General features: G+C 71.2%; 11 protein-coding genes. 8 read left to right on the top strand and 3 right to left on the bottom strand.

Features of this window, described 5'->3' with window-relative positions:
* The first annotated feature begins 109 nt into the window (after positions 1 to 109).
* The 3 genes from ACZ6RT_RS22210 (at position 110) to ACZ6RT_RS22200 (ending at position 6456) form a co-directional block, all read left to right on the top strand.
* Positions 110 to 1132, top strand: a complete 1023-nt coding sequence (locus tag ACZ6RT_RS22210) for a hypothetical protein (protein WP_470155758.1) — start codon at positions 110 to 112, stop codon at positions 1130 to 1132.
* Positions 1133 to 1293: 161 nt separating this feature from the next.
* Complete coding sequence (glnA, locus tag ACZ6RT_RS22205; protein ID WP_399193461.1) at positions 1294 to 2718, top strand: type I glutamate--ammonia ligase; 1425 nt, start codon at positions 1294 to 1296, stop codon at positions 2716 to 2718.
* Between the two features lie 1047 nt (positions 2719 to 3765).
* A complete protein-coding gene (locus ACZ6RT_RS22200) occupies positions 3766 to 6456 on the top strand; it encodes a ricin-type beta-trefoil lectin domain protein (protein ID WP_470155756.1) in 2691 nt (896 codons plus the stop codon).
* Positions 6457 to 6528: 72 nt separating this feature from the next.
* Here the strand turns inward: ACZ6RT_RS22200 and ACZ6RT_RS22195 are convergent, their stop codons facing one another.
* Together ACZ6RT_RS22195 and ACZ6RT_RS22190 are read right to left on the bottom strand one after the other, a co-directional pair.
* The gene (locus tag ACZ6RT_RS22195; protein WP_470155755.1) at positions 6529 to 7377 is read right to left on the bottom strand and encodes a hypothetical protein; all 849 of its coding nucleotides are present in this window, start codon (positions 7375 to 7377) and stop codon (positions 6529 to 6531) included.
* A complete protein-coding gene (locus tag ACZ6RT_RS22190; RefSeq protein WP_399193467.1) occupies positions 7374 to 8087 on the bottom strand; it encodes an ABC transporter ATP-binding protein in 714 nt (237 codons plus the stop codon). The genes ACZ6RT_RS22195 and ACZ6RT_RS22190 overlap by 4 nt, the downstream gene beginning before the upstream one ends.
* Before the next feature lie 161 nt (positions 8088 to 8248).
* On the opposite strand from ACZ6RT_RS22190, the gene ACZ6RT_RS22185 reads away from it, so the two are divergent.
* From ACZ6RT_RS22185 to ACZ6RT_RS22165, 5 genes are all read left to right on the top strand, one after another.
* The gene (locus tag ACZ6RT_RS22185; protein WP_470155753.1) at positions 8249 to 9427 is read left to right on the top strand and encodes a sensor histidine kinase; all 1179 of its coding nucleotides are present in this window, start codon (positions 8249 to 8251) and stop codon (positions 9425 to 9427) included.
* A 7-nt stretch (positions 9428 to 9434) separates the two neighbouring features.
* A complete protein-coding gene (locus ACZ6RT_RS22180; RefSeq protein WP_470155808.1) occupies positions 9435 to 10049 on the top strand; it encodes a response regulator in 615 nt (204 codons plus the stop codon).
* Positions 10050 to 10312: 263 nt separating this feature from the next.
* Positions 10313 to 10513 carry a hypothetical protein gene (locus tag ACZ6RT_RS22175; RefSeq protein ID WP_399193473.1) on the top strand — a complete coding sequence of 67 codons (201 nt, stop codon included), beginning with the start codon at positions 10313 to 10315 and terminating at the stop codon, positions 10511 to 10513.
* A gap of 520 nt (positions 10514 to 11033) precedes the next feature.
* Positions 11034 to 11576: a C40 family peptidase gene (locus tag ACZ6RT_RS22170; protein ID WP_399193475.1), complete on the top strand. Its 543-nt coding sequence runs from the start codon at positions 11034 to 11036 to the stop codon at positions 11574 to 11576.
* A gap of 7 nt (positions 11577 to 11583) precedes the next feature.
* Positions 11584 to 12417, top strand: coding sequence for an LLM class flavin-dependent oxidoreductase (locus ACZ6RT_RS22165; protein ID WP_470155751.1), 834 nt, complete (start codon positions 11584 to 11586; stop codon positions 12415 to 12417).
* Between the two features lie 90 nt (positions 12418 to 12507).
* Here ACZ6RT_RS22165 and ACZ6RT_RS22160 read toward each other — a convergent pair whose 3' ends face one another.
* A complete protein-coding gene (locus ACZ6RT_RS22160; RefSeq protein WP_399193480.1) occupies positions 12508 to 13704 on the bottom strand; it encodes a hypothetical protein in 1197 nt (398 codons plus the stop codon).
* Positions 13705 to 13827 lie beyond the last annotated feature (123 nt).

The raw sequence follows: 13827 nt of genomic DNA, 5'->3' as shown, positions 1-13827 counted from the left end.
GGTAGCCGCCCCGGCCGCCGCCCCCGTATCCGCCCGGACCGCCTGTCGCGCCCCGGCCCGGGTCATAGATCATTGGTCTTCCATCGCGCGCATCCCCCCGGAGAGACCCGTGTCCGAGATCGACGACATCGACGAGCGTTTCACCGCGCTCACGGCCCAGATCACCGATCGGGAGCGCAGGCGGATGAGCAGGAGCGCCGCGCGGAGCAGGACGCGGCCGCCCCGCTCCCGGCGTTCCCGCAGGCGCTGGACGACGGTCGCCGTCGTGGCCGCCCTGGTCGCGGCCACCGGGTTGTTCGTCATGTACCGTCCGGACGTCGTCGACCGGTTCCGCGCCGGCGTCTTCGGGGGCTTCGCCGGTCCCGGCCGCCCGGACGGCGGGACGGGCAGGACGGACGTGACCCTCGGGACGGATGCCGCCGGGACGGACGACCCCTTCGCGGGCTCGCCCGCCGCCGCGTACGCCGACGGGGTGAAGGGCCTGGTCATGCCGTCGGCGAAGGGGATGGGCGGGTTGAGCCCCAAAGAGGTGGCGACCACCCTGCGGCGCGCGAAGGACCTCCTGGCGGCCTCCCATCTGGACCGCGAGGTGCTGCTGGGCGGCAGGCCGCAGAGGCTGATCCGCCTGCTTGACCCCGAGCAGCGCGGGTGGTTCGTCAAGGGTCTCAAGCGCCCCGATCCCAAGGACGGCTCCCACAGCCGGGAGTGGGTCACCAGCCTGGCTCCCGGGAGCGCCGAGCTCGTCGGCGACACCTTCAAGGTCCACGGGAAGAGCAGGCTCTCGGTCTTCAGGGAGAACGGCCTGCGGGGCGTCCGGATCAAGGTCAACTACCTGTTCGTGTACGCGATCCGGCGGCCGGAGCGGCCGGAGACGCTGACCAGGCTCGTCGCGCACAACGTCGGCGTGCTGGACGCCTGGCGGGAGGGCGGCAGGCTGCACTTCTGGGTGACCGAATGGAACGGCGGGGGTGTCGCCCCGGCGCGGTGCGACATCGACGACGGGTTCGTCCACCCGTTCTACCCGGACTCGGCACCCGACGCGAAGCTGGACCACAACGCACGATCGGTGGACCCCTACTCCCTCGAGGAGGAGTCGTCGGAGGAGTGCGCGGCGCTCCGGTCCGGGACGTGAAACTCACGTAAAGGAAAGACCCGCCATACCCGCCCAGGCCGGACCTGAGGACTAGCGTGGAGGGGACTTTCGCTTAACACGGGTGAAACAAACGAGACACGGCACGGTAACGGCCCAGGCATAGTTTCGGTCTGATGGCCCGTGCCCCATGGGAGGTTAGCGTGTTCAACTCCGCCGACGACGTCCTGAACTTCATCAAGGACGAGGGGGTCCAGTTCGTTGACGTCAGGTTCACCGACCTGCCGGGAACGACGCACCACTTCACGTTCCCCTCGGAGAACTTCGGGGCCGGTGTCTTCACCGACGGCCTGATGTTCGACGGATCGTCGATCCGCGGCTTCCAGGCCATCCACGAGTCGGACATGTTGCTGCTGCCCGACCCCTCCACGGCCGTGCTCGACCCGTTCCGCCAGCACAAGACGCTGAACATCAACTTCTTCGTGCACGACCCGCTGACCGGCGAGGCCTACAGCCGCGACCCGCGCAACGTCGCCCGCAAGGCCGAGGAGTACCTCAAGGGCACCGGCATCGCCGACACGGTCTACTTCGGCCCCGAGGCCGAGTTCTACATCTTCGACGACGTGCGCTTCGAGACCAACGCCCACTCGAGCTACTACCACATCGACTCGATCGAGGGCGCCTGGAACAGCGGCAAGGCCCAGGACGGCGGCAACCTCGGCTACAAGCCGCGCTTCAAGGGCGGCTACTTCCCGGTGCCGCCGATGGACCACTTCACCGACCTGCGCTCGGAGATGGTCCGCAAGCTCATCGACGCCGGCATCGACGTCGAGATGCAGCACCACGAGGTGGGCACGGCCGGTCAGGCGGAGATCGACTTCCGGTTCAACACGCTGCTCAAGTCCGCCGACACCCTGATGCTGTACAAGTACATCGTCAAGAGCACGGCCCTGCAGCACGGCCACACGGTCACCTTCATGCCCAAGCCGATCTTCGGTGACAACGGCTCGGGCATGCACTGCCACCAGTCGCTCTGGAAGGACGGCGAGCCGATCTTCTACGACGAGGTCGGCTACGCGGGCCTGTCGGACACCGCCCGCTACTACATCGGCGGCCTGCTCAAGCACGCCCCGTCGCTGCTGGCTTTCACCAACCCGACGGTCAACTCCTACCACCGCCTGGTGCCCGGCTACGAGGCCCCGGTCAACCTGGTCTACTCCCAGCGCAACCGCTCGGCGTGCATCCGCATCCCGATCACGGGCTCCAACCCGAAGGCCAAGCGCATCGAGTTCCGCGTCCCGGACCCGTCGTGCAACCCGTACTTCGCCTTCGCCGCCCAGCTGATGGCCGGCATCGACGGCATCCGCAACAAGATCGAGCCGGTCGAGCCGGTCGACAAGGACCTCTACGAGCTCCCCCCGGAGGAGGCCCGCAACATCCCGCAGGTGCCGGGCTCGCTGCAGGACGTGCTGGCGGCGCTGGAGGCCGACCACGAGTACCTGCTGGAGGGCGGCGTGTTCACGCCGGACCTGATCGAGACCTGGATCGCCTACAAGCGCGAGAACGAGATCGACCCGATCCGCCTGCGCCCGCACCCGCACGAGTTCGAGCTGTACTACGACGTCTGAGCCATCGAGCCCCTGACCCGGTAAAACGGCTGACGGTCAACCCGTCGGGGCACATCCGGGGCACTCGGGCTCCCGCGAAAGGCCGTCGGTCGTCCCTCCGTCGAGGGCACGTCCGGCGGCCTTTCGCATGCCTCGGGCCTTTCGCATGCCTCCCGCGGGCCGGGGCGACTCTCCCGGCTCCGAGGACCGGTCTCCGGACGAGCGGGCCGGACAGGTTCCGGCTCGTCGCCCCGCGCTCTCGCGGGGTGAGGACGAGACGGGCACCCGCCGATCTCCTGTGGGTGCTTCGGACGAGCGGACCGGCGAACGTTACGGCTTCGCCGATGAAAGTTACATCGGCGCGCGTGACCCACCACCGCCGATGTGACCGGCCTCCGCTCCCGGCCCGCCCGGAGCGCGGGGTGTTCCTGCGGGGGCCCGGTGCGCCGCGGGCACCGCGCGGAGGATCGCACCGGACCGCCCGCCACCGGCTCGGTGACGCGGGCACCGGCCCCTGACCTGGCGGATCGGGCCCGCGAGCCGTCAGGTGGCACCGTACGCGTGACCGGCGGGGTAGCACCGCACCGATCGGGGAGCCCGCCGTGTCGCGGAAGATCACCCGGTGCCGCGGTTCCCGAGCGGACGAAGGCCGACCTTCCCGCGTTCACCGGCTGTTGCCAAAAACCTCTGTTAATGCGACGTTACCCCCAGACATCAGTCGGCATACGTCATACGTTACAAATCAGTAACGCCGCGTCTGCCACGGATTCCTGGGGCGTGCCATGAGGAGACCTCTCACGTTCCGGCGCCGGTGACTCCCCGTCAGCGCGGCGCCGGGGCGGACGACCGGGACTCCCCTCGGCACCGGCGAGCCCGTCATCTGCGAACCGGAGAACCCGTGAACCTTCGGCGAGGGCCCACGAGCCGCCCGTGGCGGACGCCCGATACGCACCCGACCGACCGGCACCGCCCGTCCCGCAGCACGGACGTCCGGCCTAACCGGCGGCGACCGCGCCAGAGGGATCGCGCGGTGAACACCCCGTCCGGAATCAGCGAAAGGAACAGAGCGTGAAGCCAGCCACGTCCACCACCGGGAAGGCGTTGGCGGCGCTCGCGGTGTTCGTCGCCGCGTTGCCGCCGACCTTCGCGGGCGCCACCCCGGCCTCGGCGGCGGCCCAGGCGACCTACTACGTCGCCCCCGACGGCAACGACGCCAACCCCGGGACGATCACGTCACCGTTCAGGACCCTGCAGCGCGCCAGGGACGTCGTCCGCACGGTGAACGCCACCATGACGGACGACATCCAGGTGTACCTCCGCGGGGGCACCTACCCGGTCGGGAGCACGATCGACTTCACTCCGGCCGACTCCGGCACGAACGGTCACCGGGTCGTCTACTCCGCGTACCAGAACGAGACGCCGATCCTCAGCGGGGGCGTTCAGGTGACCGGATGGACGCAGCACAGCGGCAACATCTGGAAGGCCCCGCTGAACCGCGCCAACAAGCTCCGCGCGCTCTACGTCAACGACAGGCGCGCGTACATGGCCTCGAAGACGATGACCTCGGCGGGGTGCTCCGGGACCTACACCGTCACGGCGGGGCAGGCGCCCTGGGCGTGGGAGTCGGGTTCGCAGTGCGCGGCGGTGAGGTACGGCCTGAACGACTTCCCCGCCGTCTCCGGCAACCACGACGACATCGAGATAGAGACGGGAACGACCTGGACCACGGCCATCGTCGGAGTCCGCCAGGTCACCTCTGACGGCGCGAACCGCATAGCCCAGTTCCAGCAGCCGGGAGCGGCCATCGCCCAGGGCGCCTTCAACGGGAACGCCCAGACCGGCGGAAACCACAAGGTCATGAACGCCTACGAGTTCCTGGACACGCCGGGCGAGTTCTTCTTCGACAAGACGAGCCGTACGGTGTACTACTACAAGTCGGGCTCCGAGGACATGACGACCGCGACGGTCTTCGCGCCGAACAACGTGTCCACCGTCATCAGGGTCGTCGGCACCTCCACGAGCAACCGCGCCCGGAACATCACGTTCTCCGGCCTCACGGTCCAGCACTCCGACTGGAACCTGTTCAACGTGGCCGGCTCGGTGCTCAAGCAGGCCCAGCAGGGCAACCTCGGCGCGCTCGCGTACGCCAGGCAGAACTTCCACGTCTACCACTACCGCAACGTCGACATGGCGCCCGGCATCATCCAGATCGAGAACGCCGACGGGCTCGTCCTGCAGAGGAACCGGGTACAGCACACCGGCGTCGACGGGATCACCATGGTCAACGACGTGGTGAACACGCAGCTGATCGGGAACCACACGAACGACATCGCCGGATCCGCCATCGCCGTGGGCCATCCCCAGCACGTCTACATCGGGGACCACACCGCGACGAACCGCGAGAAGTACCCCGCCCAGGTCGAGGGAGCGCCCAGGAACATCGCGATAACGAACAACTACCTCCACGACAGCGCCGTGCTGTTCAACGGGCACAGCCCCATCTCGGCGTACTTCGCCGACGGCCTGTCCATCCGGCACAACCGCATCGAGAAGGCCCCGTGGTCCGGTGTGACGCTCGGCTGGGGGTGGTGGAACTTCGACGGGTCGTCGGGCTCGATCGTGCCCAACCGGCCGACCACCACGGCGAAGAACAACACCATCAGCCACAACCACTTCATCGACACGGTGCAGCGCCTGAGCGACACGGCTCCCGTCTACACGCTGGGCAGCCAGCCGGGGACCACGATCACCGACAACTACATGCAGGGCGTCCCGTCCGGCCACAAGTACGGGCTCCACCCTGACGAGGGCTCGGCGTACATGACCTTCCGCGACAACGTCCTGAGCGTGGACAAGAACATCACGTGGCTCGTCAACTCCGACGACTTCGGGCGCAAGCACGACCTGAGCATCACGCAGACGTACGGCCCCATCAACAAGGTCTCCAACAAGAACCTGCCGAACAGCACGATCCACGACATCCTCGTGTCGTCCGACTACGTCTGGCCGTCGCAGGCCTACGGCATCGCCGTGAACTCCGGGCTGGAGGACGCGTACAGGAACATCGTTCCCCAGGGCGACCTCTCCCTGCCGGACCATGTCCTGCCCGCCAGCACGTTCGTCGGCGCCGGTGCGACGTCGATCCCCATCCGCAGCACCGGCGACGCGAGCAGGACGGTCTGGCTGGCCCCCTCGGGGACGACCTCCTTCACCGCCGGCGCCACGATGACCAGGGCCGGCGGAACCGCGACCTCCATCGCCGTCCCGACGTCGGCCGGTGACTACCGCCTCTTCGTCGTGGACGCGCAGGGGAACCGGTCGGCCGAGTCGAGGTCGCTCGTCAGGCAGGGCAACGGCGGGGGCGGCCGGCAGAACGTCATGATCGTGGGTGGCCAGTCGGGCCGATGCGTGGACGTCAGCGGCGGCACGTCGGCCAACGGCGCCCAGGCGCAGCTGTGGGACTGCAACGGCGGCACCGACCAGCGGTGGACGTACACCCCGGGCAAGCAGCTGCAGGTGTTCGGCAACAAGTGCCTGGACGCCTCCGGCCAGGGCACCGTGAACGGCACCCAGGTGGTGATCTGGGACTGCAACGGGCAGACGAACCAGCAGTGGAACCTCAACGCCAACGGCACCGTCACCGGCGTGCAGTCCGGGCTGTGCCTGGACGCCTACGGCGGCGGCACCGCCAACGGCACGAAGGCCATTCTGTGGGCGTGCAGCGGCGGCACCAACCAGCAGTGGAGCCTGCGCAACTGACGTGAGACCCACCGGGCCGCGGACGGTCGTACGCGCACCGTCCGCGGCCCGGTCACCACGTCGCGGGTCCCGTCAGGTGATCTCCTTGCGGCTGACGCGGAGCACCCCGGCGATCGCCGGGAGGGCGATCCACACCAGTGCCGACGTGGCCAGCCGGGCGGCGTCACCCCCGGTGAGGTGACCGTTCGTCATGGGGATCGCCGCGCGGTTCACGTCGAGCCAGTCGGCCAGGAGCGCGCCGGTGGAACCCATCCTGCCCACCATCGACCACAGCATCGGCGTCGTCAGGCAGACCACGATCGCGGCCGGCCCGTTCAGCAGCAGCATGCCCAGGGCGAGGCCGGTCGCGACCACCAGCACGTTCGTCACCATCCAGCCCAGCAGGGCCACCGGGCCGACCTCCCAGGTGGCCGGGAGGTCCCGGACGCCCGCCACGACGGCCGTCACGGGCACCGCGACCAGCAGCGAGAACGGCGCGGACAGCGCGGCGATGATCAGCGGGGGCAGGCACTTGGCCGCCAGCACCCGCGACCGCCGGGGTTCGAGCGCGAACGTGACCAGGGCGGTGCGGTGGCTCCACTCACCGGTCACGGTGAGGATGCCGAGCACCGGCAGCAGGGTCGCGAGCCCGATGCCCGCGGTGCCCGCCAGGGTGTAGAGGTCGGGGTCGGTGACGAAGCCCCGCGCCGTGATGGACGCCGGTATCAGGGCCACCAGCAGGACCGCCATGATCTTGCTGCTGCGGGTGTCGAGGAGCTTCCTGGCCTCGACCCGGAGCAGCCGGGAGAACGGGATCCGCGCCCGGGCCGAGGCCGGCTTCGGGTTCGGGGCCGGCTTCGGGGTCGGGTTCGGGGGCCGGGTCGCTGTACGGGCGTGGGAGGTGCCGGTCACGGGGGTGCCGGTCGCGGGGGTGTCGGTCATGCGGCGCTCCGATCGGCGTCGGCGGTCAGGTCCAGGAAGGTCTGTTCGAGGCTCCGGCCCCGGCCGAGTTCGTCGACGGTGCCGTTCGCGAGGACGCGGCCGCGTCCGATCATCACGATCCGGTCGGCGGTCTGCTCGACCTCGTGCAGCAGGTGCGAGCTGAGCAGCACCGCGCACCCCGAGGCGGCCAGCTCGCCGAGCAGCTCGCGCATCCACCGGATGCCCTGGGGGTCCAGGCCGTTGGCGGGCTCGTCCAGGACGAGCACCTCGGGCCGGCCGAGAAGGGCGTGGCCGATGCCGAGGCGCTGCCTCATGCCGAGCGAGTAGCCGCCGGTCGTCCTGCGGCTCTCCTTACGGGTCAGCCCGACCAGGTCGAGGACCTCGTCGACCCGCGACCGCGGAAGGCCGAGCGTCATCGCGCCCAGCGTCAGGATCTCCCGCCCGGTACGGCCGGGATGCAGGGCCCCGGCGTCGAGCAGCGTGCCGACCAGCAGTGCCGGGCACCCCAGCTCGGCGTACGGCCGGCCCAGTACCGTGGCCGACCCCGAGGTGGGGCGGGAGAGGCCGACCAGGACGCGCAGGGCCGTCGACTTCCCGGCGCCGTTGGGTCCGAGGAACCCGGTGACGCTGCCCGGCGCGACGGTGAAGGACACGTCGTCGAGCGCTCTGGTCCCCCGGAAGTCCTTGGTGACGCGACTGAATTCGATCATGACTCCAGTCCACCGGATCCGGGGCCGCCGGTCATCGTCCCGGGGTCGAGGTCCGCAGGACCGCGGGGACCGACTCCGGAGCCGCGGTCGTGGACCAACGACCATCGGAGGTCGACCCAGGTCGCTGGGACCTTCACCGGCCGCTCCATAGGCTGTGGACCGTGCACGATCCCACGGAGAACCAGCCGCCCCTGGACGGGCGGGCCGTCGCGGTGCGCTACCTGTGCGCCGTGGCCCCCATGCTGTTCGACGCCGTCATCCTGGTCGTGGCCGTCCAGCGCGAGCCCGGACGGCTGGTGCCCGCGCTGGTCAACACCGGTCTCGCCCTGGCCGGGCTGGTGCTGATGCGGTGGCGGCGCCACCGGCCCGTCCCGATCGCGACGGCGACCACCCTGCTGACCTCCTTCTCCACCATGGCGACCGGACCGGCCCAGGTCGTGTACGTCTCCCTGGTCACCCATCGGCGCTGGCGGCAGATCGTCCCGATCGCGATCCTGTCCTGGGTGTGTCTGGTGGTACGTTCCAGCTGGTTCGGCATCGACCAGGCGACCTACATCTCGACGGCGGCCGGGACGATGCTGCTGGGCGGGCTGACCGTCTTCGGGCTGTACCTGCGCGGGCGCCGCGACCTGGCCGCCTCGGAGCGGCAGGCGGTGCTGGCCGCCGAGCGCGAGCAGCTCCAGCGGATCGAGCAGGCCAGGCTGGCCGAACGGGTCCAGATCGCCCAGGAGATGCACGACGTGCTGGCCCACCGGCTCTCGCTGCTGTCGATGCTCGCCGGCGGCCTGGCGTACCGGAGGGACCTCGGCGCCGAGCAGACCCGCGAGACCGCGCTGGCGATCCAGGAGAACGCGCACCGGTCGCTGAACGAGCTGCGCGCCGTGCTCGGCACGCTCCGGGACGACGGCGCCGCGCAGGCCCCGCAGCCGACCCTGGCCCACCTGGAGACCCTGTTCGGCGAGGTGCGCGCCGCCGGCCAGCGGGTCGAGGTGCGCGACGCCGTGGGCGAGCGCGGGCTGCTGCCGGAGCAGACCGGCCGGCACGCGTACCGGATCGTGCAGGAGGCCCTGACCAACGCGCGCAAGCACGCGCCGGGCGGCGAGGTGACCGTCGAGCTCTGCGGGCGGCCGGGCGAGGGCCTGCGGATCCGGGTGGGCAACCCGGTGCCGGGCGGGACGCCCGCCGGTCCCGGTGCGAGGCTGGGCCTGGTCGGCCTGGCCGAACGGATCCGGATGGCCGGTGGCACGCTCGGCCACGCCGTCCGCGACGGACACTTCGTTCTCGACGCCCGGCTGCCGTGGGAGGCTTCACACCGTGATTCGACTGGTGATCGTGGATGACGACGCGATGGTACGGACCGGGCTGCGTCTCATCCTCGGCGGCGAGCCCGACCTGGAGCTCGCCGGAGAGGCCGAGGACGGCCGGCAGGCCATGCGCGTCATCGCCGACCTGCGGCCCGACGTCGTGCTGATGGACATCCGGATGCCCGTCCAGGACGGGCTGGTCACCGTCGAACTGCTGCTGGCCCGGCCGGACCCGCCCCGGATCCTGGTGCTCACCACCTTCGACGCCGACGACATGGTGCTGCGGGCCCTGCGGCTCGGCGCCGACGGCTTCCTGCTGAAGGACACCCCCCCGCCGAAGATGATCGAGGCGGTACGCGCCGTGGCGAGGGGTGAGCCGGTGCTGTCGCCGAGCGTCGCGCGGCGGGTGATCGACGCGGCCACCACGGGACGCGGGCCGGGGCTCCCGGACGCGCGGCAGGAGCTGGCCAGGCTCACCGAACGCGAGTGCGAGGTGGCGGTCGAGGTGGCCAGGGGCGGTTCGAACGCCGAGATCGCCGAGCGCCTGCACATGAGCGTCGCGACCGTGAAGGCGAACGTCACCCGGATCTTCGCCAAGCTGGGGACGGAGAACCGGGTGCAGGTCGCGATGAAGGTGCGTGACGCGGGCCTGCTGTGACAGGGGGCCCGCCGGGAGGGCCCGCCGTGACGGGCTCGCCGGGGACGCCGGGGCGCTGGAAGGGCTGCTCCACGAGCGGCTCGTCTTCACCGGCCCGCCGGACGGCAGGCGCCGTCCCGGGGCCGAGGAACTCGACGCACGCGTCCCCGGCCTGACGCACACGGAGCACCGGCCCGGTGTTAGATCCCGGCCGTACGGGACAGTGAGGAGGCCAGGCGGACGCTCACGCGTCCGGCACGGGAACACCATCTTGGAGGTTGCGCATGCTGGCTCAGACCACCCGTAAGGCGGCACTGGCCGCCGCGACGATGGCCGCGCTGGTCGGCCTGGTCGGCGGTTGCGGCGGCGGGGGCGACGACGACGGGGACGACGGTCCGGACGTGGTCAACACCACCTCCGCCCCGGGCCAGGACAACGACGGGGACGACGCGAACGAGCCCAACGACGCGGACGACAACAACTGACGGCCGCGGGCCGCGAGCCGCGGGTGACCGTGCCCCCGTCACCCCGCCGCTCCGCCCCGCGCGACCCCGCCTCCATCCGCGACCCGCGTGCCCGGCACGCGGGTCGCGGCATGTCCGGTACGGGACACCCGGGCGCGTCACCGGTACCCGGGTCGCGGCATGTCCGGTGTCGGACACCCTGGTGCATCACCGGTGTCGGGGGCCCGGCGTGTCCGGTACGCGGGTCCGCGCGGCGTGTCCGCGGCTTCGCGGGTCACGCGCGCTACCGGCTCGTCAGGCAGACTGAGGATGACTTATATAGATAAATCATCCAAAGTGAGGTGACGTGACAGAGGTTCTCCGGAACGGAGACCCGTCTCCGGCATCTCCCCCCGCCGGAGAACGGCGTCCTCCCCTCCGATCCGGCGCCCCCTCCGGGCGCGACGACGCCTCCCTGCGCGGGGACTCCCCCGGGCACGACGGCTCCCCCCTGCACAGTGGCCGGCACAGTGGCCGGCGCAGGTGGTGGGCCGCGACGGCCGTGCTGACGGGAACGTTCCTGCTGGCCGGCGCCTCCGCCCTGATCCCGCTCGCACCGGCCCCTCCCAACCGGATCACCGCCATCGCGTACGCGATCGAGGCCGGGCAGGACCAGCCCGGCTGGCGCGGCGGAGGGATCCCCTACTCCTGGGGCGGCGGGCACGACGACGCTCCCGGCCCCTCGTTCGGCACCTGCCAGGGCTACCAGGGATCGATCAAGCCCTGCCCGGCCACCAGGACCCGCGGCCTGGACTGCTCGGGGCTGGCCCGCTGGGTCTACCACCTCGCCTACGGCCGGGACGTGCTGGGACCGGGCAACACCGACGACCACGTAAAGCGGCTCAAGAAGGTCCCCGCCGCGGCGGCCAGGCCGGGAGACCTCGTCTTCTACGGCAAGGTGGGCAAGCGTAAGGTCAGAACCCACCACGTCGGCGTCTACATCGGCCGCGGCAAGATGATCAACGCGCGCAGGACGGGGACCGAGGTGCGGATCGACCGTGTCGCGGCCGTCCGCGGTCTCGCCGGCTACTTCCGCTACCTCTAGGAGAGACATGCGTCTGGGTGTCATGTTCGACCGCGACCTTCCCCCCGAGTCGCTGATCCCGTTCGCCCGCCACCTGGACGTGGGGGACGTGGACGACCTGTGGGTGGTGGAGGATCTCGGCTGGACCGGCGCCGTCTCGTCGGCGGCCACCGTGCTCGCCGTCACCGAGCGGCTGCGCGTGGGCATCGGCATCGCCCCGGCGCCCCTGCGCAACCCGGCCCTGCTGGCCATGGAGCTCGGCAACCTGGCCCGGCTGCACCCGCACCGGCTCGCCGCCGGGATCGGGCACGGCGTCCAGGACTGGATGCGCCAGGTGGGCGCCCTCGCCCCCTCCCCGCTGGCGCTGCTGGAGGAGACGATCACGTCGGTACGCGGGCTGCTGCGCGGCGAGACCGTGTCCCTGCGGGGACGGGTCGTGCACATCGACGGGGTGCGCCTGGTCCACCCCCCGGCCGTCGTGCCGCCGGTGCTGGCCGGGGTGGTGCGGCCCCGCTCGCTGGAGCTGTCCGGTCGCGTCGCGCAGGGCACGATCCTGCCGGAGGGCGTCGGTCCCGACGGGATCGCCGAGGCGCTGAAGGCGACCGGTGGCGGCGATCACGAGATGGTGGTCTTCACCCACCTGTGCATCGGCGATCCCGAGGCCGCCGCCCGGCTGGCGGCGGACTCCGCGGGGTTCCTGGGCGTCTCGCCGGACGAGGTCTCGATGGCGTCCGGCTCCGCCGAGGAGGCCGCCGACCAGGTGAGGTCGCTCTGGGAGGCGGGCGCCGCCACGGTCGTGGTCCGGCCGTACGGCCCCGGCCCGCTCCCCCAGGTGGACCTGCTCCTGGCGGAACTGCGCTGAGACACGGCCCGGCCCGCGCGGGGACCCGCCGAGTCCGGACGCACGGGACCCGTACCGGGGACGGCCCGCCCGCGGGACCCCGCGGACGGTCTAGGAGCGGTTGCCCCGCACGCCGGTCAGCCGGCGCAGGACGTCCCACCAGAACGAGGCGCCGAACAGCAGCGCGACCATGGTGAGCAGGTACCCGGGCCAGTGCCCGGGGGTGATCAACCGGTCCCACCAGGCCGCGCCGTTCCACCTGAAGGAGGGGTCGGCGGAGTCCTCCGGCGGCATCGTGACGCTCAGGATCGCGTGGTCGAAGATCTTGACCAGCGCCGGGGAGCTGAGGGACTCGGTCACGCACCGGTACGGCTCGGCCAGGCCGGGCTCGGCACCGGCGCACCTCTCCTTGAGCGCGGCGTACCCGTCCCCTCCGCCGCCCGCGATGGCGGCCACCCCGGCGCGGTAGGCGTTGTCGCGCAGCAGCGTCTTGCCGTACTCCAGCGCGTCCATGCTGAACAGCAGCGTGAGCACCATGCCCAGGGCGAAGACCACCCACCTGACGTAGCGGGCGTAGAGCGTGGACAGGCGCTGCATCTCACCGTCGAACCAGTGCTCGACGCCCTTGCGGAACTTCTGGGTGTCCCGCTGGGCGCCCTCCCAGACCCCGCGCAGGTGACCGGCCAGCGGGCTGCGGATGGCCTCCAGCTTGGCCAGCAGGCCGTCGATCCCGTCCTCCTCGGCGGCGACCAGCTCCATCACGGCGCCGGAGAAGCGCTCGGGCGGGATGTTCGCGATGCTGGTACGGGCGCCCTTGGGGTGGTCGATCTCCTGGAGCCGTTCGTACAGCCGGGCGGTCATGTCGATCGCCGGTGCGGGCTCCCCCGTCCCGGCGGCGCCCCCGGTGACCGGAGCGGCGGCCGTGCCGGTCCCCCGCTCCCCGGAGCCCGCCGCCGCGGCCGGGGAGGACTCCCCCGGGGGCGCCCCCGCGTCCGCGGGAACCGCGGTCAGGTCCACCGGCATCGGCTCCACCACCGCGGGCGCCGGGTCGGGGCTGTGCACCGGACGCGGGTCGTCGCTGGAGAAGGGGAGCTTCGCGAAGACGTCGGCCACCTTCGACGGGATCCACGACCTGCCGCCCTCGGAGCCGTCCATCGTGTCCCTGAGGTAGGCCCACAGGAACTTGCTGCGGATCCCGAGCAGCCGGACGATGGCCTCGTTGATCCCGCTCACCAGGAGCGACAGGAGCAGGAAGGCCAGGATCAGCCCGATGGCCAGATCGATGTAGACGGATATCAAAAGGATCACCCGGACCGTTGATACACGCCCGCCCCGGACGGCGCAACGCGATCACCTGAAACAGGTCGATTTCGTGATCCCGGGTCTGTCTCCAGGTCCGGACGCCTCCCGGGCGGGCCGGACGCGCGGCCC

This window comes from Streptosporangium sp. NPDC050148 (assembly GCF_055586505.1).
This window is presented reverse-complemented; position numbering and strand designations above follow the sequence as displayed.

Coding starts and splice junctions, on each gene's coding strand:
- ACZ6RT_RS22195 (WP_470155755.1), bottom strand. CDS start 7,377: ATGACCGACACCCCCGCGACCGGCACCCCCGTGACCGGCACCTCCCAC.
- ACZ6RT_RS22190 (WP_399193467.1), bottom strand. CDS start 8,087: ATGATCGAATTCAGTCGCGTCACCAAGGACTTCCGGGGGACCAGAGCG.
- ACZ6RT_RS22180 (WP_470155808.1), top strand. CDS start 9,435: ATGGTACGGACCGGGCTGCGTCTCATCCTCGGCGGCGAGCCCGACCTG.
- ACZ6RT_RS22175 (WP_399193473.1), top strand. CDS start 10,313: ATGCTGGCTCAGACCACCCGTAAGGCGGCACTGGCCGCCGCGACGATG.
- ACZ6RT_RS22165 (WP_470155751.1), top strand. CDS start 11,584: ATGCGTCTGGGTGTCATGTTCGACCGCGACCTTCCCCCCGAGTCGCTG.